16 protein-coding genes are annotated in these 19477 nt (G+C 60.9%); 12 read left to right on the forward strand and 4 right to left on the reverse strand.

What is annotated here, in order from left to right; all coding sequences use genetic code 11:
- Positions 1 to 29: 29 nt before the first annotated feature.
- Positions 30 to 491 carry a ribose 5-phosphate isomerase B gene (rpiB, locus tag TU73_RS24465; RefSeq protein ID WP_043051432.1) on the reverse strand — a complete coding sequence of 154 codons (462 nt, stop codon included), beginning with the start codon at positions 489 to 491 and terminating at the stop codon, positions 30 to 32.
- Positions 492 to 774: 283 nt separating this feature from the next.
- On the opposite strand from rpiB, the gene TU73_RS24470 reads away from it, so the two are divergent.
- The 7 genes from TU73_RS24470 (at position 775) to dhaL (ending at position 8137) form a co-directional block, all read left to right on the forward strand.
- Complete coding sequence (locus TU73_RS24470) at positions 775 to 2262, forward strand: sugar ABC transporter ATP-binding protein (RefSeq protein WP_057014357.1); 1488 nt, start codon at positions 775 to 777, stop codon at positions 2260 to 2262.
- Positions 2259 to 3236, forward strand: coding sequence for an ABC transporter permease (locus TU73_RS24475; protein WP_043051434.1), 978 nt, complete (start codon positions 2259 to 2261; stop codon positions 3234 to 3236). Before TU73_RS24470 ends, TU73_RS24475 begins: the two co-directional genes overlap by 4 nt.
- A gap of 34 nt (positions 3237 to 3270) precedes the next feature.
- On the forward strand, positions 3271 to 4278 hold the full coding sequence (locus tag TU73_RS24480; RefSeq protein ID WP_057014358.1) for a substrate-binding domain-containing protein: 1008 nt from the start codon (positions 3271 to 3273) through the stop codon (positions 4276 to 4278).
- A 153-nt stretch (positions 4279 to 4431) separates the two neighbouring features.
- Positions 4432 to 5187, forward strand: a complete 756-nt coding sequence (locus TU73_RS24485; protein WP_057014359.1) for an SDR family oxidoreductase — start codon at positions 4432 to 4434, stop codon at positions 5185 to 5187.
- A gap of 28 nt (positions 5188 to 5215) precedes the next feature.
- Positions 5216 to 6331: an MDR/zinc-dependent alcohol dehydrogenase-like family protein gene (locus TU73_RS24490; RefSeq protein WP_057014360.1), complete on the forward strand. Its 1116-nt coding sequence runs from the start codon at positions 5216 to 5218 to the stop codon at positions 6329 to 6331.
- A gap of 157 nt (positions 6332 to 6488) precedes the next feature.
- Positions 6489 to 7490: a dihydroxyacetone kinase subunit DhaK gene (locus tag TU73_RS24495; RefSeq protein WP_057014361.1), complete on the forward strand. Its 1002-nt coding sequence runs from the start codon at positions 6489 to 6491 to the stop codon at positions 7488 to 7490.
- A gap of 2 nt (positions 7491 to 7492) precedes the next feature.
- Positions 7493 to 8137, forward strand: coding sequence for a dihydroxyacetone kinase subunit DhaL (gene dhaL / locus TU73_RS24500; RefSeq protein WP_057014362.1), 645 nt, complete (start codon positions 7493 to 7495; stop codon positions 8135 to 8137).
- 133 nt (positions 8138 to 8270) lie between these two features.
- On the opposite strand, the gene sohB is transcribed toward dhaL, so the two are convergent.
- Entirely contained in the window at positions 8271 to 9296 is a 1026-nt protein-coding gene (gene sohB, locus TU73_RS24505) for a protease SohB (RefSeq protein ID WP_057014363.1), read from the reverse strand.
- A 193-nt stretch (positions 9297 to 9489) separates the two neighbouring features.
- On the opposite strand from sohB, the gene TU73_RS24510 reads away from it, so the two are divergent.
- Complete coding sequence (locus TU73_RS24510; RefSeq protein ID WP_057014364.1) at positions 9490 to 10200, forward strand: histidine phosphatase family protein; 711 nt, start codon at positions 9490 to 9492, stop codon at positions 10198 to 10200.
- A gap of 56 nt (positions 10201 to 10256) precedes the next feature.
- A complete protein-coding gene (locus TU73_RS24515; RefSeq protein WP_005788868.1) occupies positions 10257 to 10571 on the forward strand; it encodes an SCP2 sterol-binding domain-containing protein in 315 nt (104 codons plus the stop codon).
- Positions 10572 to 10639: 68 nt separating this feature from the next.
- Here TU73_RS24515 and TU73_RS24520 read toward each other — a convergent pair whose 3' ends face one another.
- A complete protein-coding gene (locus tag TU73_RS24520) occupies positions 10640 to 13276 on the reverse strand; it encodes an MGH1-like glycoside hydrolase domain-containing protein (protein ID WP_057014365.1) in 2637 nt (878 codons plus the stop codon).
- A gap of 237 nt (positions 13277 to 13513) precedes the next feature.
- Here TU73_RS24520 and hglS point away from each other — a divergent pair, with 237 nt between their 5' ends.
- Positions 13514 to 14890, forward strand: coding sequence for a 2-oxoadipate dioxygenase/decarboxylase HglS (gene hglS / locus TU73_RS24525; protein ID WP_057014366.1), 1377 nt, complete (start codon positions 13514 to 13516; stop codon positions 14888 to 14890).
- Between the two features lie 139 nt (positions 14891 to 15029).
- Here the strand turns inward: hglS and TU73_RS24530 are convergent, their stop codons facing one another.
- Entirely contained in the window at positions 15030 to 15254 is a 225-nt protein-coding gene (locus tag TU73_RS24530) for an HP1242/YdcH family protein (RefSeq protein ID WP_057014367.1), read from the reverse strand.
- Between the two features lie 174 nt (positions 15255 to 15428).
- Between TU73_RS24530 and tkt the strand changes: the two genes are divergently transcribed.
- Together tkt and TU73_RS28710 are read left to right on the forward strand one after the other, a co-directional pair.
- A complete protein-coding gene (tkt, locus tag TU73_RS24535; RefSeq protein WP_057014368.1) occupies positions 15429 to 17483 on the forward strand; it encodes a transketolase in 2055 nt (684 codons plus the stop codon).
- Between the two features lie 404 nt (positions 17484 to 17887).
- Positions 17888 to 19440, forward strand: a protein-coding gene (locus TU73_RS28710; protein WP_156421252.1) for an IS3 family transposase whose coding sequence is annotated in 2 segments (ribosomal slippage) — positions 17888 to 18350 and positions 18350 to 19440 — 1554 coding nt in all. Because the reading frame shifts where the segments join, the coding sequence is not laid out codon by codon here.
- Positions 19441 to 19477: the final 37 nt, after the last annotated feature.

Genomic DNA, 19477 nt, shown 5'->3' on the forward strand with positions numbered 1-19477 from the left:
TTCTCCCGACTCTTGCCCCGTGCCGTCCACTACTGATGCCCATCGCGCTCGATCGCATTGATGCGTTCGACCTTGGCCCCCGAACGCGCCACCTCGAACTCCGAGGCCAGGAACGCAGTGACGATGCTCTTGGCCAGTTCTGCGCCGATCACCCGCGCACCGATGGACAGGATCTGCGCATCGTTGCTCTTGCGTGCCCGCTCCGCCGAATAGGTGTCATGGGCCTGGGCCGCACGAATACCCATGACTTTGTTGGCCGAGATGGCCATGCCGATCCCGGTGCCGCACACCAGCACACCCAGGCGCTGCTGCCCGGCATTGATGGCATTGGCCACAGCCAGGGCGATGTCCGGGTAAAGCACCGGGGCGGTGGAATGAGTACCGAAGTCGGTCACCGGGTAACCCAGCGCCTCGATATGGCGCCTCAACAGTTCTTTAAGCTCAAAACCCGCTTCATCGCAACCGATAGCCACCGGGAAAGGTGTGTTCATAGCGTCTGGCTCCGCTGCCGATATCCTGATTAAGACTGATCATATGATCACTCTATGAAATTTCGCTCAGCCATTTCGCGGGTTTTTAGCCCTTCCTGTCAAGCTTGATTTAACTGACCTCCCAGTCAACGCGGCTTGAAAAGCCAATATGGCGGCTAAAGATGAGAATCATCGCTTTTAAGTGAAAGAGATTGACTGATCAGAATTTCATTTGATACACATATGCTCACAGCGAAACATGACTGTGCGACCTAATAAGAATTCACAGCACGAGGACACGCCGATGGCCACGCCATTACTGCTCCAGGCTGAACACGTCGCCAAGGCTTACGCCGGGGTGCCCGCCCTGCGTGACGGGCGCCTTTCTCTGCGGGCCGGCAGCGTCCACGCCCTGTGCGGCGGCAATGGCGCCGGCAAATCGACCTTCCTGAGCATCCTGATGGGCATCACCCAGCGTGACGCCGGCAGCATCCTGCTCAACGGTGCGCCGGTACAGTTCAACCGCCCGAGTGAAGCCCTGGCGGCGGGGATCGCGATGATCACCCAGGAGCTGGAACCCATCCCCTACATGAGCGTCGCCGAAAATATCTGGCTGGGCCGCGAACCACGCCGCGCCGGCTGCATCGTCGACAGCAAGACCCTCAATCGGCGTACCCGCGAACTGCTGGAAAGCCTGGAATTCGAGGTCGACGCCACCAGCCCCATGCACCGCTTGAGCGTGGCGCAGATCCAACTGGTGGAAATCGCCAAGGCGTTCAGCCATGACTGCCAGGTGATGATCATGGATGAGCCCACCTCGGCCATCGGCGAGCGCGAGGCCGAAACGTTGTTCAAGGCCATTCGCCGCCTCACCGCCCGCGGCGCCGGCATCGTGTATGTGTCCCATCGCCTGAGCGAATTGGCGCAGATCGCCGATGACTACAGCATCTTCCGCGATGGCGCCTTTGTGGAAAGCGGACGCATGGCCGATATCGACCGCGACCACCTGGTGCGCGGCATCGTCGGGCAGGAGCTGACGCGCATCGACCACAAGGTGGGCCGCGAATGCGCCACCGACACCTGCCTGCAAGTCGACAGCCTGAGCCGCGACGGCGAGTTCCACGACATCAGCCTGCAACTGCGCCAGGGCGAAATCCTCGGCATCTACGGGCTGATGGGCTCCGGGCGCAGTGAATTCCTCAATTGCATCTACGGCCTGACCGTGGCGGATTCCGGCAGCGTCACCCTGCAAGGCAAGCCCATGCCGATCGGCATGCCCAAGGCCACTATCGACGCCGGCATGTCCCTGGTCACCGAAGATCGCAAGGACAGCGGCCTGGTACTGACCGGCAGCATCCTGTCGAACATTGCGCTGTCGGCCTACAAGCGCTTATCGAGCTGGTCGCTGATCAACGCACGCAAGGAAACCCAACTGGCCGAGGACATGGTCAAGCGCTTGCAGATCAAGACCAGCTCCCTGGATTTGCCGGTGGCATCCATGAGCGGCGGCAACCAGCAGAAAGTAGTGCTCGCCAAATGCCTGTCCACCGAGCCGGTGTGCCTGCTCTGCGACGAACCGACCCGGGGCATCGACGAAGGCGCCAAGCAGGAGATCTACCGCCTGCTCGACCAGTTCGTACGAGCTGGCGGCGCGGCCATCGTGGTGTCGTCGGAAGCCCCGGAACTGCTGCACCTGAGCGATCGCATCGCCGTATTCAAGGGTGGCCGGCTGGTGACCATCAGCACCGACACCGCCCTTTCCCAGGAAGCCTTGTTGAGTCTTGCCTCATGAATGCCAAAACCATCGCCGCACCTATTACTACCGCCCCACGCAGCCGCCTGCGCCTGTCCCTCGACCGCTTCGGCCTGCCGTTGGTGTTTATCCTGCTCTGCGTGGTGATGGCGTTTTCCAGCGAATACTTCATGACCTGGCGCAACTGGATGGACATCCTGCGCCAGACCTCCATCAACGGCATCCTCGCCGTGGGCATGACCTATGTGATCCTGACCAAGGGCATCGACCTCTCTGTGGGTTCGATCCTGGCGTTTGCCGGGCTGTGCAGCGCCATGGTCGCCACCCAGGGTTACGGCCTGCTGGCGGCAGTCAGCGCCGGGATGTTTGCCGGGGCAATGCTCGGCGTGGTCAATGGATTTATGGTCGCCAACCTGTCGATCCCACCGTTCGTGGCGACCCTGGGCATGCTCAGCATCGCCCGGGGCATGACCTTTATCCTCAACGACGGCAGCCCCATCACCGACCTGCCCGACGCCTACCTGGCCCTGGGTATCGGCAAGATCGGCCCGATAGGCGTGCCGATCATCATCTTCGCCGTGGTCGCACTGATCTTCTGGATGGTGCTGCGCTACACCACTTACGGGCGCTATGTGTACGCGGTGGGCGGCAATGAAAAAAGCGCGCGCACCTCCGGCATCGGTGTGCGCAAGGTGATGTTCTCGGTGTACGTGGTCTCGGGCCTGCTCGCCGGGTTGGCCGGCGTGGTGCTGTCGGCACGCACCACCTCTGCCCTGCCCCAGGCCGGGGTTTCCTATGAGCTGGACGCGATTGCCGCGGTGGTGATCGGCGGCACCAGTTTGTCAGGCGGCACCGGCAGCATTGTCGGCACGCTGTTTGGTGCGCTGTTGATCGGCGTGATCAACAACGGCCTGAACCTGCTCGGTGTGTCCTCCTATTACCAGCAGGTCGCCAAGGGCCTGATCATCGTGTTCGCAGTACTGATCGACGTGTGGCGCAAGAAGAAACGCTGAAGAACGACCCATAACAATAACTGGAGTTCGACTTATGAAACTGGGCACCACCCTGGCCGCCACGGCGGCCCTCACCCTGCTCGCCAGCAGCATCGCCCTGGCAGCCGATGGCAAGACCTACAAGATCGGCGCGGCCGTTTACGGCCTCAAGGGCCAGTTCATGCAGAACTGGGTCCGTGAGCTCAAGGAACACCCGGCCGTCAAGGATGGCACCGTGCAGTTGACCGTGTTCGACGGCAACTACGACGCCCTGACCCAGAACAACCAGATCGAAAACATGGTGACCCAACGCTACGACGCGATCCTGTTCGTGCCGATTGATACCAAGGCCGGCGTCGGCACCGTCAAGGCTGCCATGAGCAACGACGTGGTGGTCATCGCCTCCAATACGAAAGTAGCCGATGCCAGCGTGCCGTATGTGGGTAACGACGACGTGGAAGGCGGCCGCCTGCAGGCCCAGGCCATGGTCGACAAGCTCAATGGCAAGGGCAACGTGGTGATCATCCAGGGCCCGATTGGCCAGTCGGCCCAGATCGACCGGGAAAAAGGCGAGCTGGAAGTGCTGGGCAAACACCCGGACATCAAGATCATCGAGAAGAAAACCGCCAACTGGGACCGCGCCCAGGCCCTGACCCTCACCGAAGACTGGCTCAACGCTCACCCAAAGGGCATCAATGGCGTGATCGCCCAGAACGACGACATGGCCCTGGGCGCCGTGCAGGCGCTGAAGTCCCACGGCCTTACATCCAAGGACGTGCCCGTGACCTCCATTGACGGCATGCCGGATGCGATCCAGGCAGCGAAAAAAGACGAGGTCACCACCTTCCTCCAGGACGCCCAGGCCCAGTCCCAAGGCGCGCTGGACGTGGCCCTGCGCGCCCTGGCCGGCAAGGACTACAAGCCGCAGTCGGTGATCTGGGAACGCTATGCCAAGGACGTGAAATGGGCCGACGGCACGGCTAAGAACTACATCCTGCCATGGGTGCCGGTGACCAATGCCAATGCGGATGCGCTGTATAAGCAAGTCAGCGGCGGTAAATAGTCAGTGGCTTGAAACACAGTCAACTGTGGGAGCTGGCTTGCCTGCGATGCAAGCACCTCGGTGCATCAGGTAGACCGGGTCGATGCAATCGCAGGCAAGCCAGCTCCCACATTGGACCGCGTTCTACCTTTTGATCTGTAACGGGAGTTATTCATGTCTGGTTTCTGGAACCAAGCCTTCGACCTCAGCGGCCGTTGCGCGGTGATCACCGGTGGCGCCGCCGGTATCGGCCTGGCCTGCGCCACCTTGCTGGCGGAACGCGGTGCCCGCGTGGCGCTGCTGGACCGCGACCCGGCCGTGGTCGACGTGGCGGCCGGCCTGGGTGCCGGGCACCTGGGCATTGCCGTCGATCTCGGGAGGATCGACCAGATACAACCGACCGTCGACAAGGTATTCGCACACTTCCAACGCCTGGATTACCTGATCAACAGCGCCGGCGTGGTGCTGCTGGACAAGGCCATCGAGGTCAGTGAAAGCGCCTGGGACACCACCCTGGATATCAACCTCAAGGCCAGTTTCTTCGTGGCCCAGGCGTGCGCCCGACATATGCTCGCCCAGGGCAGCGGGCGTATCGTCAACCTTGCTTCCCAGGCCGCCGTCATTGGCCTGGACCGTCACGTCGCCTATTGCGCCAGCAAGGCGGCCATCGTCGGCATGACCAAGGTCCTGGCCATGGAATGGGCGCCGCAGATCAACGTCAACGCCATCTCCCCCACCATCGTCGAAACCGCCCTGGGCAAAAAAGCCTGGGCCGGTGAAGTGGGCGAGCGGGCCAAATTGCAGATCCCGGCGGGGCGCTTTGCATTGCCTGAAGAAATCGCCGGGCTGGCGTTGTACCTGCTCAGCGATGCCGCGCAGATGATCACCGGCGCCAACATGGTGATCGATGGCGGCTACAGCATTCAGTAATTCCATCTTTATGTCGTGAGGTCTTGTCATGTCCACCGTCACTGAACACACACCGGAACAACTCGCCCCGAGCATCCCGAAAACCATGCAGGCCGTGGTCTGCCACGGGCCGGAAGACTATCGCCTGGAAACCGTTGACGTACCTACGCCCGGCCCCGACGAAATCCTGACCAAGGTCGAGCTGTGCGGCATCTGCATGGGCGATATCAAGACCTATCGCGGCGCGCCGTCGTTCTGGGGCGATGCCGAGCAACCGCGCTATGTGAAACCGCCGATGATTCCCGGGCATGAGTTCGTGTGCCGGGTGGTCGCCCTTGGCCCAGGCGCCGAAAAGCGTGGCGTGGCGGTCGGCGACCGGGTGATTTCCGAACAGATCGTGCCGTGCTGGGGTTGCCGCTTCTGCAACCACGGCCAGTACTGGATGTGCCAGAAGCATGACCTGTATGGCTTCCAGAACAATGTGCAGGGCGCCATGGCCCAGTACATGATCTTCACCAAAGAAGGCATCATCCACAAAGTGCCTGAATCCATCGCGCCCGACGAAGCGATCCTGATCGAGCCGCTGGCCTGCTCGCTGCACGCGGCGGAGCGCGCCAACGTCGACCATGACGACATCGTAGTGGTCGCAGGCGCCGGCACTTTGGGCCTGGGCATTATCGGCGCGGTGCGATTGCGCAACCCGAAAAAGCTCATCGTGCTGGACATGAAACCCGAACGCGCCGCCCTCGCCCTGCGCATGGGCGCCGACGAAGTCTGGAACCCGGCCGAGGTCGACGTGCTGGCGAAAATCCGCGCGATCACCGACGGTTACGGCTGCGACATCTATATCGAAGCCACCGGGCACCACAAGGCCGTCAACCAGGGCTTGGCGATGCTGCGCAAGCTGGGGCGCTTCGTCGAATTCAGCGTGTTCAACGACGAGGCCACGGTGGACTGGTCGATCATCGGCGACCGCAAGGAGCTGGACATCCTCGGCTCGCACCTGGGGCCCTATATGTACCCGCGGGCCATCGACTTTATCGGCAACCGCAAGATCGACATGCGCGATGTGGTGACCCACAAGTTTGCCCTGGCGGATTTCAAGGAGGCGTTTGCGGTGATGGAGCGCGGCGACAAGTCGCTCAAAGTTGTACTCGAACCCTGATCTCAGTAACAACACAAAACCCTGTGGGAGCTGGCTTGCCTGCGATGGCGGTGAATCAGATAAAAACTCCCCAGCTGACACACCGCCATCGCAGGCAAGCCAGCTCCCACAGTGGAATAGTGCCGCCCTTTAGAACAAGAACACAGGAACCCGCGTTATGAATCGAGTCATCAACGATCCCGACCAAGTGGTCGAGGACATGCTGCGCGGCATCCTGGTCGCGCACCCCGAACTGCGCCAGTACGAGACCAACCCACGGGTCATCGTCAAGGCCAGGCCGTCCGTCCAGGGTCGTGTCGGCATCGTCACCGGTGGCGGTTCCGGGCACGAGCCGGCATTTCTCGGCTATGTCGGCCCGGGCCTGGTGGACGCCGTGGCCGTCGGCGAGATTTTCTCCTCGCCCACCGCCAAGAGCTTTTTCGACGCCTTCCGCGCCGCCGACCATGGCGCGGGCGTGGCCTGCCTGTATGGCAACTACGCCGGCGACAATATGAACGTCAAGCTGGCGATGAAAATGGCCGCCAGCAAAGACATGCGCATCCGCACCGTGGTGGCCAACGACGACGTGGCCTCGGCGCCCAAGGCCGATATCGCCAAGCGTCGCGGGGTCGCCGGGGAAATCTTCATGTGGAAGATCGGCGGTGCCGCCGCCGCCCAGCATTACGACCTGGACGGGGTGATTCGCGTCGCGCAGAAGACCGTCGACCAGTGCCGCTCGATCGGCATCGGCCTCACGCCGTGCACCATCGCCGCCGTGGGCAAGCCGAACTTCCAGATCCCTGACGGCCAGATGGAACTGGGCATCGGCCATCATGGCGAGCCGGGCATCGAAGTCATCCCGATTGAGCCGGCTGCGGCCATGGCCGAGCGCATGCTCGCACCGATCCTCGCTGACCGCGATTTCAGCCAGGACGACAGTGTGGTGGTGCTGGTCTCGGGCCTGGGTGCAACGCCGGTGATGGAGTTGTACATTTTCTACGCCGAGGTGGAAAAACAGCTCAAGGCCAGGGGCTTGAAGATCCACCGTTGCTACGTCGGCAACTACTTCACCTCCCTGGAAATGATGGGCGTGACCCTGACCCTGCTCGGCCTCGACGCCGAGCTGAAAACCCTGATCGACCAACCCTGCCGCTCCATCGGCATGACCCAGGCGGAGTAAACATGAGCCAGCACTTTTCCACCCGTGACGGCAGCGCCATCGTCGCCGACCTGGTCAGCGTCATCGTGGCCAATCGCGAATACCTCAGCGAAGTCGACGGCGCCATTGGCGACGGTGACCACGGCATCAACATGGCCAAGGGCTTCGCCCACTGCGGACGCACTATCGAAGGCCGCCAACTGAGCCTGGCGCAAGCCCTGGATGAACTGACCCTGAGCCTGATGGAAGGCATTGGCGGCTCCATGGGCCCGCTGTATGGCAGCCTGTTTATCGGCATGGCCGACGAAGTGCGCAACTGTGAAGACATCGATGCCGCCACCTTCGCCCATCTGTTGCGCGGCGGCTTGACCTCGTTGCAGGACATCACCGAAGCGGGGGTGGGCGACAAGTGCTTGATGGACACGTTGATTCCTGCGGTAGAGGCGTTTGAACAGGCACATGCATCCGGGGCGTCTTTCAACGATGCGCTGGGGGCGATGAAAACCGCCGCCTCCCAAGGGCGAGATTCGACCAAGGACCTGGTGGCCAAGATTGGCCGGGCCAGTCGTTTGGGTGAGCGCTCCCTCGGCGTTCTGGATGCCGGGGCCGTGTCGTGCTGCCTGATCCTTACGCAGTTGGCGGACTCGATTAAACCCCGTTTGACCTGACATGGCCGAAAACCAATGTGGGAGCGGGCTTGCTCGCGAATGCGGAGTGTCAGCCAGCAAATCTATTGACTGATATACCGTATTCGCGAGCAAGCCCGCTCCCACAAAGGATTACCTGGTTTTGAGTATTGGGTTACCAGAACCGCTGCTGGGTCAAACGGCTCCACCAGGTCAGCAGCACCCGGTCTACCGAGCCGCTGGCCGCCAGGCCCACGCGCTCTTGCAGGCTTTTACGCTCGGCATAGTGAAGGTGGAACACTTCGGCAGTCTTGGCCTTGGTGGCCAGGTATTCATCGCTGGTTTGCAGCTCGTCGACCAACTGTTTGTCGAGGGCGGCCACACCCAACCACACTTCACCGGTCGCTACATCGTCAATCGCCAATTGCGGGCGATACCGCGAGACAAAGTTCTTGAACAACTGGTGAGTGATATCCAGGTCTTCCTGGAACTTCTCCCGACCCTTCTCGGTATTTTCGCCAAACACCGTGAGGGTGCGTTTGTATTCGCCGGCAGTCAGCACTTCGAAGTCGATATCGTGCTTTTTCAGCAGGCGGTTGACGTTGGGCAACTGCGCGACCACGCCGATGGAGCCGAGGATGGCGAACGGTGCGCTGATGATCTTCTCGCCGATGCACGCCATCATGTAGCCGCCGCTGGCCGCCACCTTGTCGATGCACACGGTCAATGGCACACCGGCCTGACGGATGCGCGCCAGTTGCGACGAAGCCAGGCCATAGCTGTGCACCATGCCGCCGCCGCTTTCCAGGCGCAGTACCACTTCATCCTTGGGTGTGGCCAGGCTCAGCAGCGCGGTGATTTCATGGCGCAGGCTCTCGGTGGCCGAGGCCTTGATGTCGCCGTCGAAATCCAGCACGAACACTCGCGGCTTGGGCTCGGATTTCTTCTTGCCCTTTTTCTTTTCAGTCTTGCTCTCGGATTTGCGCAAGGCCTTGAGCTGGTCCTTGTCGAGCAGGCTCGACTCCAGGCGCTCGCGCAGGCCCTTGTAGAAATCATTCAGCTTGCTGACCTGCAATTGGCCGGCGGATTTACGACGACCTTTGCTGCGCAGGGCTGCGAAGCTGATCAGTACCACCAGAATAGCGACCACCAGGGTGACGGTCTTCGCCAGAAAGCTCGCGTATTCGGCCAAAAAATCCATATGTCTCCTTAAGAATGCACTGCGCCAGGCGCGGATGGCCCCAGCATACCGACGCCATCGCGCAGGGGCCAGTGATCAAACCGCCAGCAGGTGGGCTCCAACGAGCTTTTAAAACAAGCGTATGTTTTTTCATTGACAGCTTGCAGGCATCCTCATAACCTCGCCAGACTTTCAACGTACCGGGAAAACGGACGTGGGCAGCATCTATCTGATTCGACATGGCCAGGCCTCCTTCGGTGCAGACGACTATGACGTCCTGTCGCCCGTCGGCGTGGAGCAGGCGCAAGTGCTCGGGCGCCACCTGGCCGACCTGGGCCTGAGCTTCGACCGCTGTATTGCCGGTGACCTGCGCCGCCAGCAGCACACCGCCAGCGCCACGTTCGATCAATACAGCGCCCTTGGCCTGCCGGTTCCGACGTTGGAGACCGACAGCGCGTTCAACGAATTCGACGGCGAAGCGATCATCCGCGGCCTGTTGCCCGACCTGCTCGGCAGCGAGCCCGATGCCGTGCACATCCTGCGTAACGGCCCGCAGAACCGCAGCGAGTTCCAGCGTATCTTCGCGCTGATCGTCGAGCGCTGGCTGGCCGGCACTTATGACCCACCGGGGCTGGAAAGCTGGCTGGGGTTTGTCGAACGCGTCCAGGGCGGCCTGCAGCGTATCCTCGAGGCCGCCGACAACGCCGACAAGATCGCCGTATTCACCTCCGGCGGCACCATCACCGCCCTGCTCCACCTGATTACCCGGATGCCCGCCGCCCAGGCGTTCGAAATGAACTGGCAAATTGTTAACACCTCGCTCAACCAGCTGAAATTCCGCGGTCGCGAGGTGGCACTGGCTTCCTTCAACAACCATGCCCACTTGCAACTGTTGAAGGCGCCGCAGCTCATCACTTTCCGATGAGCTGCGGCCAACCGTGACCCCAAGGTCGCTGGACTCACCATAAAAGGATCGAAACCATGACTGACGTAGCCAAAGCTGTAGAAGCAATGAAAGCCAAATTCAACCCAAGCGCTGCCGAAGGCTTGGACCTGGTATTCGGTTTCCGCATCGACGACACCAAGAACTTTTCGCTGGTGGTCAAGGACAAGACCTGCGAACTGCAGGAAGGCGAAAACCCTGACGCCCAAGTGACCCTGGTCATGGACAGCGAAACCCTGGAAGGCATCGTCGACGGTTCCACCGACGGCATGCAGGCATTCATGGGCGGCAAGCTGCGCACCGAAGGCGACATGATGCTGGCGATGAAGCTGAGCGAGCTGTTTCCTTCCTGATTCACGGGTAACCCTGGATCCCTGTGGGAGGGGGCTTGCTCCCTCCCACATCGGGCCTGCGGTGGTATTCAGATTCCGGGTTGCAGCAACAACGCCACCAATGCGCTCCACCCCGTCTGGTGTGATGCCCCCAACCCCCGCCCCGTCTCCCCATGAAAATACTCATGGAACAACACCAGGTCACGGCTGGCCGGGTCCGCTTCCAGTTGCGCATACCCCGCCATTGACGGTCGCAGGCCATTTTCATCCCGCAGAAACAACCGCGTCAGGCGCTCGCTGAGGCTGTCGGCCACTTCTTCCAGGGACGACAGGTAACCGCTGCCCGTCGGGTACTCCACCGAGAAATTATCTGCGTAGTAGCGATGAAACTCCCGCAACGATTCAATCAGCATGTAGTTGACCGGCATCCACAGCGGCCCGCGCCAATTGGAGTTGCCGCCGTACAAGCGTGAATCGGATTCGCCGGGCTGGTAGCTGGCGCACAGGGTGTCACCATTCATCTTCAGCGCCAGGGGCTGTTCTGCAAAAGCCTTGGACAAGGAGCGCACACCAAAGGCCGACAAGAACTCATTGTCAGCCAGCATACGCCGCAGCAGATCCTTGGTGCGTTCACCGCGCAGCAACGCCAGCAACAGGCGGTTGCCCTGCCCCGGCTCGTTCCAGCGTGAAACCAGTTTGGCCAGGTCCGGTCGGTGATGCATAAACCCCAGCAGGCGCTCACGCAAGCCTTCCAGGCCCTCATGCTCGCGCTGCTCCAGCACCAGCACCGCGAACAACGGCATCAGGCCGACGATCGAACGCAGGCGCACCGGTTCATTCTGGCCGTCGGGGCGATGCAGCACGTCGTAGAAGAACAGATCCTGCTCATCCCACAAGCCTTCGGCGCTGTCGTCGACACGGTTGATGGCGCCGGCGATGTACAGGAAGTGCTCGAAAAACTTCACGGCAATGTCCACGTACACGACATTGCGCTTGGCCAGTTCCAGCCCGATGCGCATCAGGTCCAGGGCATAGGCCGCGACCCAGGCGGTGCCGTCGGCTTGATCCAACTGGTAACCCGGTGGCAGCGCGGCGGAGCGGTCGAACAAGGCGATATTGTCCAGGCCGAGAAACCCACCCTGGAACAGGTTGCGGCCCTCGGCGTCCTTGCGGTTGACCCACCAGGAAAAATTCAGCAGCAGCTTGTGGAAGATCCGCTCGAGGAAGTCCATGTCGCCGACGCCAGTCAGCGCCTTGTCCTGCTGATACACGCGCCAGCTGGCCCAGGCATGCACGGGTGGGTTGGCGTCGTCGAAGCGCCACTCATAGGCGGGCAACTGGCCGTTGGGGTGCATGAAGCGGTCCTTCACCAGCAACAACAGCTGCTGCTTGGCGTAACCCGGGTCGATCAGCGCGATGGCCACCGCCTGGAAGCCCTGGTCCCAGGAGGCATACCACGGGTATTCCCAGGTGTCGGGCATGGACAGGATGTCGAAGTTGGACAGGTGCCGCCAATGGGTATTGCGCATATGCAAACGCTCGGGCGGCGGCGCAGGCTGGGCCGGGTCGCCGTCGAGCCACTGGTTAACGTCGAAATAGTACAGTTGCTTGGACCACAGCAAGCCGGCCAGGGCCTGGCGCTGCACATTGCGCGCATCCTCATCGGCGATGCCTTGTTGCAAGGCTGCGTAGAAGTCATCGGCCTCCTGGCGGCGCTGTTCGAACAACTTGCGTGCGTTGATCTTGGGGGCGTCCACAGGGGCAAAGCGCAGATAGAGGCTTTGGCTTTCCAGGCCCGCCAGTTCAAGACTGAATCGCGCCGCCACCTTGGTGCCCGCGTCACCGCGAATGGCCCCTTGATCACCCTCCACCACGTAATCGTTGATGCCATCCTTGAACGGCCCTGGCGCCGGCTGCCCACCCAGTTTGGCGAAGTTGCTCTCGTTTTCGCAGAACAGCCATTGCACGCCGTCCTGGCCCCAGGCGCTGAGATGACGATCGTCCAGTTCATGATGACGGGCCAACACGCGGTCGCCTTCCAGGGTCAAGCTGGGCTTGGGCGCATCGAAGGTCCAGCTCCAGTCATTACGCGCCCACAGCTGGGGCAGCACCTGCAGGCGCGTTGGTTGGGCCGAGCGGTTGTGCACGGTAACGCGCATGAAAATATCGTCGGGCTGGTGCTTGGCATATTCGACACTGACGTCGCAGTAGTGGTTGTCTTCAAACACACCGGTGTCGAGGATTTCATACTCGGCATCGCCCAGCCCGCGGCGGGCGTTTTCGGCGATCAAATCGGCATAGGGAAAAGCGGCATGGGGGTATTTGTACAGCATGCGCATATAGGCATGGCTCGGTATACCGTCGACGAAAAAGTACAGTTCCTTGACGTCTTCGCCGTGGTTGCCCTCGGCGTTGTTGAGGCCGAACAGGCGCTCCTTGATAATCGCGTCGCGCTCATTCCATAGCGCCAGGCCCAGACACCAGCGTTGCGCTTTATCGCTGAAACCGGCCAATCCGTCCTCGCCCCAGCGATAGGCGCGACTGCGTGCCTGTTCATGGGGAAAGTACGCCCAGGCATCACCGTCAGCGCTGTAGTCTTCGCGCACCGTGCCCCATTGGCGTTCGCTCAGGTACGGGCCCCACTCGCGCCAACGCTCGGCGTTCTGCGTGAGCAGGCGCTGGCCTTCAATTGTGTCCAGCAGGCGGGTTGCGGGTACGGCCGTCATTGAGTCCTCCATCACCTACACAGTGAGGGGCAGTGTAAAACCCAATGACGGCCGGTTGCACATGAAGACTTGAAAAGTGGATGTCGTTGAAGATCGGGCGAGTTGGTTTTCTCATGTTCAGGTCATCATTCATTTGCAGAATGAAGTCCAGAGGAATCTTCGTTTGCAAGCCGGGTTGCGGCTCAACAAAATCAGGCAAAGGCCACTTTCATCGCCATAGCCATCAGGAATTTTTCTATGCACGCCACTGCACATGTCAGCCCCGATGAGATCCGCAAGGGTTTTTCCAAGGCCATGTCCGACATGTACCGCGATGAAGTTCCGTTGTACGGCGCGCTGCTGGAATTGGTGGCCGAGACCAATGCCCGTGTGCTCAACTACGAACCGCGCCTGGCGCAACAGTTGCAACGCACCGGGGAAATCCAGCGCCTGGACAGGGAGCGCCACGGCGCCATCCGCCTGGGCACCGCCGCGGAACTGGCGACCATCAGCCGCTTGTTCGCGGTGATGGGCATGCAACCGGTGGGCTACTACGACCTCACCCCTGCCGGGGTGCCTGTGCATTCCACCGCCTTTCGCGCCGTGCATGAACACGCACTGCAAACCAGCCCGTTCCGCGTGTTCACCTCCTTGCTGCGCCTGGAACTGATTGAAAACCCAGCGTTGCGCACGTTCGCCGAAAGCGCCCTGGCCAAGCGCTCGATCTTCACCCCCGGCGCCTTGGCATTGATCGAACAAGCCGAAACACAAGGTGGCCTGAATGCCAGTGACGCCGAGGTTTTTATCAGCCAGGCCCTGGAGACTTTCCGCTGGCACCACACCGCCACGGTGACGCGCGCGCAGTACCAGCAACTCAGCGACCAACACCGTCTGATTGCCGACGTGGTGGCGTTCAAGGGCCCGCATATCAACCATCTCACCCCACGCACCCTGGACATCGACCAGGTGCAGGCCGCCATGCCCGGCAAAGGCATCACGCCCAAGGCGGTGATCGAAGGCCCACCGCGGCGCCAATGCCCGATCCTGCTGCGCCAGACCAGCTTCAAGGCCCTCGACGAACCCATCGCCTTCACCGATGCCCACGGCAGCCACAGCGCACGCTTCGGCGAAATCGAACAACGCGGTGTCGCACTGACGCCCAAGGGCCGTGCGCTGTACGACCAACTGCTGAACGCCGCCCGCGACGAACTCGGCGCGTTCCCCACTGAAGCCAACGCCGAACGATATGTGCAATTGCTGGAACAGCACTTCCAGGCGTTCCCCGATGATCATGCGCAGATGCGGGAACAGGGCTTGGCGTACTACCGCTACTTCGTCACCGACAAGGGCATGGCGGCACGCGGACAGGCCGACCAGCCGCGTGAGTTGCAAGCGCTGGTCAGCGCCGGTCACGTGGCGGTGGAGCCATTGGTGTATGAGGATTTCCTGCCGGTGAGTGCGGCGGGGATCTTCCAGTCAAACCTGGGGGATGCGGCGCAAAGTCATTACGCGGCCGACTCCAACCAGGCGCAATTCGAACAGGCGCTGGGGCGCAAGACGATCGATGAGCTGCAGCTTTACGGCCAGACGCAGCAGCGTTCCATTGATGAATGTTTGGGCACACTGCTGGCATGAAATAGGGTGTCCTCCCCGGCTCAGCGGCACAATCCTTGCGCCACAACAGTCCCCAGAGCCGGGTGGACGGGGCGCATCATAGAGACTGAGTCCTATAATGTCCCGCAGGTAAATCTGAACAAATATTGCCGCGCTGCTGTTAACCCAAGCGCCCCACAATCTCGTCTTTGATCAGCAGCCGTTTCTTCTTCAGGACTTCCACATCCTCATCGCTGGCACTGGCTTTTTCTGCCTTGAGCACCTCCCCGTCCGCAACGTCATATTGCGTGAGCAACGCGTCCAGCCGCTTGTCACTCGCCCTGCGTTCGTGAACGGCTTCCTTGCTAAAACCCAAGTCCTGATACAGGTCGTGTTTCACTGGCATGGCGTACCTCCACAAGTTATTCAATGGCCTACGTCCTTGAAGCTAGCCCATTCCAACCGGTCTTGTCATGTGCCAGGTCAATCCGCGTCCGTTCGTCGTAACCCTGGCGATGGGATCAAACCTTTGCCGTGCCCTGCCCTCCACTATAGATCGCCACCCGAGGGAGAACGGTTTATGAATCACGTTGCCACTGCTGCCGACACCCAATGCATCAACACTATTCGCACCCTGGCCATGGATGCCGTGCAGAAGGCCAACTCGGGCCATCCGGGCACGCCCATGGGCCTGGCGCCGGTGGGATACACATTGTGGAGTCGCTTCCTGCGCTATCACCCCGAGCATCCGGACTGGCCTAACCGCGACCGTTTTGTGCTGTCGGTGGGGCATGCGTCGATGTTGCTGTATTCGCTGTTGCATCTGGCCGGTGTGGTGGAGATTGACGCGCACGGCAAGCGCTCCGGCCAGCCGGCCATCAGCCTCGACGATATCAAGCAGTTCCGGCAGATGGGTTCCAAGACGCCAGGCCATCCCGAGTACCGCATGACCACCGGCGTAGAAACCACCACCGGCCCGCTGGGCCAGGGCTGCGCCAACAGCGTCGGCATGGCGATGGCCGAACGCTGGCTGGCCGAGCGTTTCAACCGCGACGGCCAGGTGCTGTTCGACTACGACGTGTACACCCTGTGCGGTGACGGTGACATGATGGAAGGCATCAGCAGCGAAGCGGCGTCGATGGCCGGGCACTTGAAGCTGGATAACCTGTGTTGGATCTACGACAACAACACCATCAGCATCGAGGGCCACACTGAGCTTGCGTTCAGCGAAGACGTGATCAAGCGCTTCCAGGCCTACGGCTGGCACACCGTGCACGTCACCGATGCCAATGACTTGCAGGCCTTGAGCGTGGCCCTGGAAACTTTCAAGGCCAACACCGGCGCACCGACCCTGATCGTGGTCGACAGCGTGATCGGCTACGGTTCGCCACACAAACACAACACCGCCGCCGCCCATGGCGAGCCGTTGGGCGAAGACGAAATTCGCCTGACCAAGGCTGCCTATGGCTGGCCGCAGGATTCGAGTTTCCTGGTGCCCGAAGAGGCCCGTGCGGTATTGCGTGACGCCCTCTACGAACGCGCCGAACCGCTGTACGCCGAGTGGAACCAGACCCTGGCGTCCCTCGACCCGCAACGGGCCGATGAACTGCAGCGCATGCGCGCCGGGGAAATGCCCGAGCAATGGCAAGCGCACCTGCCAAACTTCGCCGCCGATGCCAAGGGCGTCGCCAGCCGCGCCTCAGGTGGCGAGGTACTGAATGCCTTTGCCCAACAGATTCCGTGGCTGCTGGGCGGCTCGGCGGATTTGTCGCCCTCGACCAAGACCAACCTCACCTTCGACGGCGCCGGGCGTTTCAGCGCCGACGACTACAGTGGGCGCAACCTGCACTTCGGTATCCGGGAACATGCCATGGGCGCGATTGCCAACGGCATGGCGCTATCCTACCTGCGCCCGTACACCTCGACCTTCCTGGTGTTCAGCGACTACATGAAACCGCCGATCCGCCTGGCGGCGATCATGGAACTGCCGGTGATCTTCGTATTCACCCATGACTCCATCGGCGTAGGCGAGGATGGGCCAACGCACCAACCTATCGAACACCTGACCCAATTGCGCGCCACCCCGGGGCTGCTGACCCTGCGCCCGGGCGACGCGAATGAAACCCTGGAACTGTGGAAAGTGGCCCTGGCACAAACCCACCGGCCGAGCTGTGTGGTGCTGTCACGCCAGGCGCTGCCTACGCTGGATCGCAGTAAATACGCGCCAGCCTCCGGGGCGGCCAAGGGTGCGTATGTGTTGGCCGGTGCGGATCAACCTGAGGTTATTCTGATCGCCACAGGCAGTGAAGTCAGCCTCGCAGTGGCCGCCTATGAGCAGCTCAAGGGCGAAGGCGTTGCCGCGCAAGTGGTCTCGATGCCGAGTTGGGAACTGTTTGAAGATCAAGACCAGGCTTACCGCGACAGCGTCTTGCCACCCGCAGTAAAAGCTCGGGTGGTGGTGGAACAGGCAGGTCCCTTGGGTTGGGACCGTTATGTCGGGCAGACCGGCGCCAAGGTGGTGATGAACAGCTTCGGCGCCTCGGCACCGCTGGCCAAGTTGCAGGAGAAGTTCGGGTTCACCGTGGAGAATGTGGTGAAGCTGGCCAAGCAGCAAATCCAACTGACCAAGCACTGATCAAAAATGTGGGAGGGGGCTTGCCCCCGATTGCAGTGTGTCAGCTTGCACATCTGTGTCTTCAGAGCGCTATCGGGGCATAGGTATCTACACAACTTTGTAGGCTGTAGCAGCCGACGGTAACCACGATGCGAAGCGAGTCGCTCTTGATCTTGATCTCAGGCGCCCCGTTAAACCACGCTGGCCGGAATTCGACAGGGATTTGGGGGGTAAACCGGCAGGGATGCCGGTTTAGCCGCCCCGCGCCATGGATGGCGCGTGGCGGCGGCCCCCCAAATCCCTGGCGGATTACGGGCACACCGAGCCTAGGCGAGGTGCCGAGTGGTGGCCCCCGGTGTCAGGATAGTTGTCGCCTCTTCTGATTTACCCCCAAAAAGCATACCGAGGGCGGAAAGAGACAGGTTGTGACGTACTATTCACCCGAACGTAAAGCCACATTGCTTAAGATGTTGCTTCCCCCGCTGAACCTGACGGTAGCCGAAGTTTGTCGCCGTGAAGGGGTCAGCGATGTATCGCTGTATACCTGGCGCAAGATGGCCAGTGTCCAAGGAAGCAAAGTGCCAGAAGATATATCGCTTTCTGATAAATGGTCTGCTGAGGCCCGGTTGACCGCTGTCATTGAAACAGCCAGCCTGACGCAACTTGAATTAGGTGAGTACTGTCGTCGAAACGGCCTTTACCCCGAGCAGATCAATGCTTGGCGTCAAGCCTGTATCAGCGGTCAAGAGGCGGTGCAGATCCAAAAAATGGCTGACCATGAGCAGACGCGTAAAGACAAGAAACGCATCCTGGAGCTGGAGCGCGATCTGCGCCGTAAAGACGCTGCGTTGGCCGAAACCGCAGCGTTGTTAGTGCTGCGAAAAAAGCTCAACGATTACTGGGGGACCGACGGCGAGGACAACTGACTTCTTTGCCGGAACGGCAGTTGTTGGTGGGCTGGTTGATTGAAGCCATCGTCGCAGGCGCCCGAAAATTACGCGCTTGCCAAGAGGTTGGACTGTCGCTGCGAACCTTGCAGCGCTGGACTCAGGCGCCAGAGTTACAGGCCGATGCGCGCACCACCACCTTGCGGCCCAAGCCGCGAAATGCGCTGAGTGAAATTGAACGACAAGCCATCGTAACCCTGTGCAACAGCCCGATATACGCCCATTTACCGCCCAGCCAGATCGTTCCGCGCCTGGCAGACGAAGCGCGGTATCTGGCATCGGAAGCTACGTTTTATCGCATCTTGCGAGCAGCCGGCCAACAACACCACAGAGGTCGTAGCCGACGGCCTCGGCGCATTGTAATGCCGACAACGCACGCGGCTCAGAAGCCTAACCAGGTGTGGTCGTGGGACATCACGTATCTTCCCTCGCCCATACGCGGTAAGTATTTTTACCTGTATTTGATCGAAGATATTTACAGCCGCAAGGCGGTAGGTTGGGAAGTTTATGATGAAGAAAGTGGTGAAAAGGCTGCTGCGCTGTTGCAACGCAGCGTGATCAACGAGAAGTGCCTGCGTGAGCCCTTGGTGTTGCACTCTGATAACGGAGCGCCAATGAAATCGGTGACGCTGTTAAGCAAAATGTATGAGCTTGGCATCACGCCTTCTCGCGGTCGTCCACGCGTAAGCAATGACAACCCGTACTCGGAATCACTGTTTAGGACACTGAAGTACTGCCCGCAATGGCCCTTGGAAGGCTTCGCCAGCTTGGACGCTGCGCGGACTTGGGTGAGGGATTTTATGCGGTGGTACAACAGCGAACACCGGCACAGCCGGATCCGCTTCGTCACCCCATCAGAGCGCCATGGAGGGAAAGATCATCAGATCCTGGCACTGCGCCATGAGCTGTATGAGCGGGAGCGCCGGAAAAGACCTGAACGGTGGTCAGGACAAACACGTAACTGGGAACCGGTAGGAACGGTGCTGCTGAATCCAGATCGGGAACAGCAGACCGAACAAAAAGCGGCATAGCAGAACGGTTGACGCGACAACTACCTTGAAAAACGCC

It is taken from the genome of Pseudomonas libanensis (assembly GCF_001439685.1).
GTDB classification, from domain to species: Bacteria; Pseudomonadota; Gammaproteobacteria; order Pseudomonadales; family Pseudomonadaceae; genus Aquipseudomonas; species Aquipseudomonas libanensis.

Excerpts from the sequence above, each read along its gene's own strand:
- dhaL (WP_057014362.1), top strand. The coding sequence starts at position 7,493 with ATGAGCCAGCACTTTTCCACCCGTGACGGCAGCGCCATCGTCGCCGAC.
- TU73_RS24495 (WP_057014361.1), top strand. The coding sequence starts at position 6,489 with ATGAATCGAGTCATCAACGATCCCGACCAAGTGGTCGAGGACATGCTG.
- TU73_RS24515 (WP_005788868.1), top strand. The coding sequence starts at position 10,257 with ATGACTGACGTAGCCAAAGCTGTAGAAGCAATGAAAGCCAAATTCAAC.
- TU73_RS24475 (WP_043051434.1), top strand. The coding sequence starts at position 2,259 with ATGAATGCCAAAACCATCGCCGCACCTATTACTACCGCCCCACGCAGC.
- TU73_RS24490 (WP_057014360.1), top strand. The coding sequence starts at position 5,216 with ATGTCCACCGTCACTGAACACACACCGGAACAACTCGCCCCGAGCATC.
- TU73_RS24480 (WP_057014358.1), top strand. The coding sequence starts at position 3,271 with ATGAAACTGGGCACCACCCTGGCCGCCACGGCGGCCCTCACCCTGCTC.
- tkt (WP_057014368.1), top strand. The coding sequence starts at position 15,429 with ATGAATCACGTTGCCACTGCTGCCGACACCCAATGCATCAACACTATT.
- sohB (WP_057014363.1), bottom strand. The coding sequence starts at position 9,296 with ATGGATTTTTTGGCCGAATACGCGAGCTTTCTGGCGAAGACCGTCACC.
- TU73_RS24470 (WP_057014357.1), top strand. The coding sequence starts at position 775 with ATGGCCACGCCATTACTGCTCCAGGCTGAACACGTCGCCAAGGCTTAC.
- TU73_RS24530 (WP_057014367.1), bottom strand. The coding sequence starts at position 15,254 with ATGCCAGTGAAACACGACCTGTATCAGGACTTGGGTTTTAGCAAGGAA.
- rpiB (WP_043051432.1), bottom strand. The coding sequence starts at position 491 with ATGAACACACCTTTCCCGGTGGCTATCGGTTGCGATGAAGCGGGTTTT.
- TU73_RS24485 (WP_057014359.1), top strand. The coding sequence starts at position 4,432 with ATGTCTGGTTTCTGGAACCAAGCCTTCGACCTCAGCGGCCGTTGCGCG.
- hglS (WP_057014366.1), top strand. The coding sequence starts at position 13,514 with ATGCACGCCACTGCACATGTCAGCCCCGATGAGATCCGCAAGGGTTTT.
- TU73_RS24520 (WP_057014365.1), bottom strand. The coding sequence starts at position 13,276 with ATGACGGCCGTACCCGCAACCCGCCTGCTGGACACAATTGAAGGCCAG.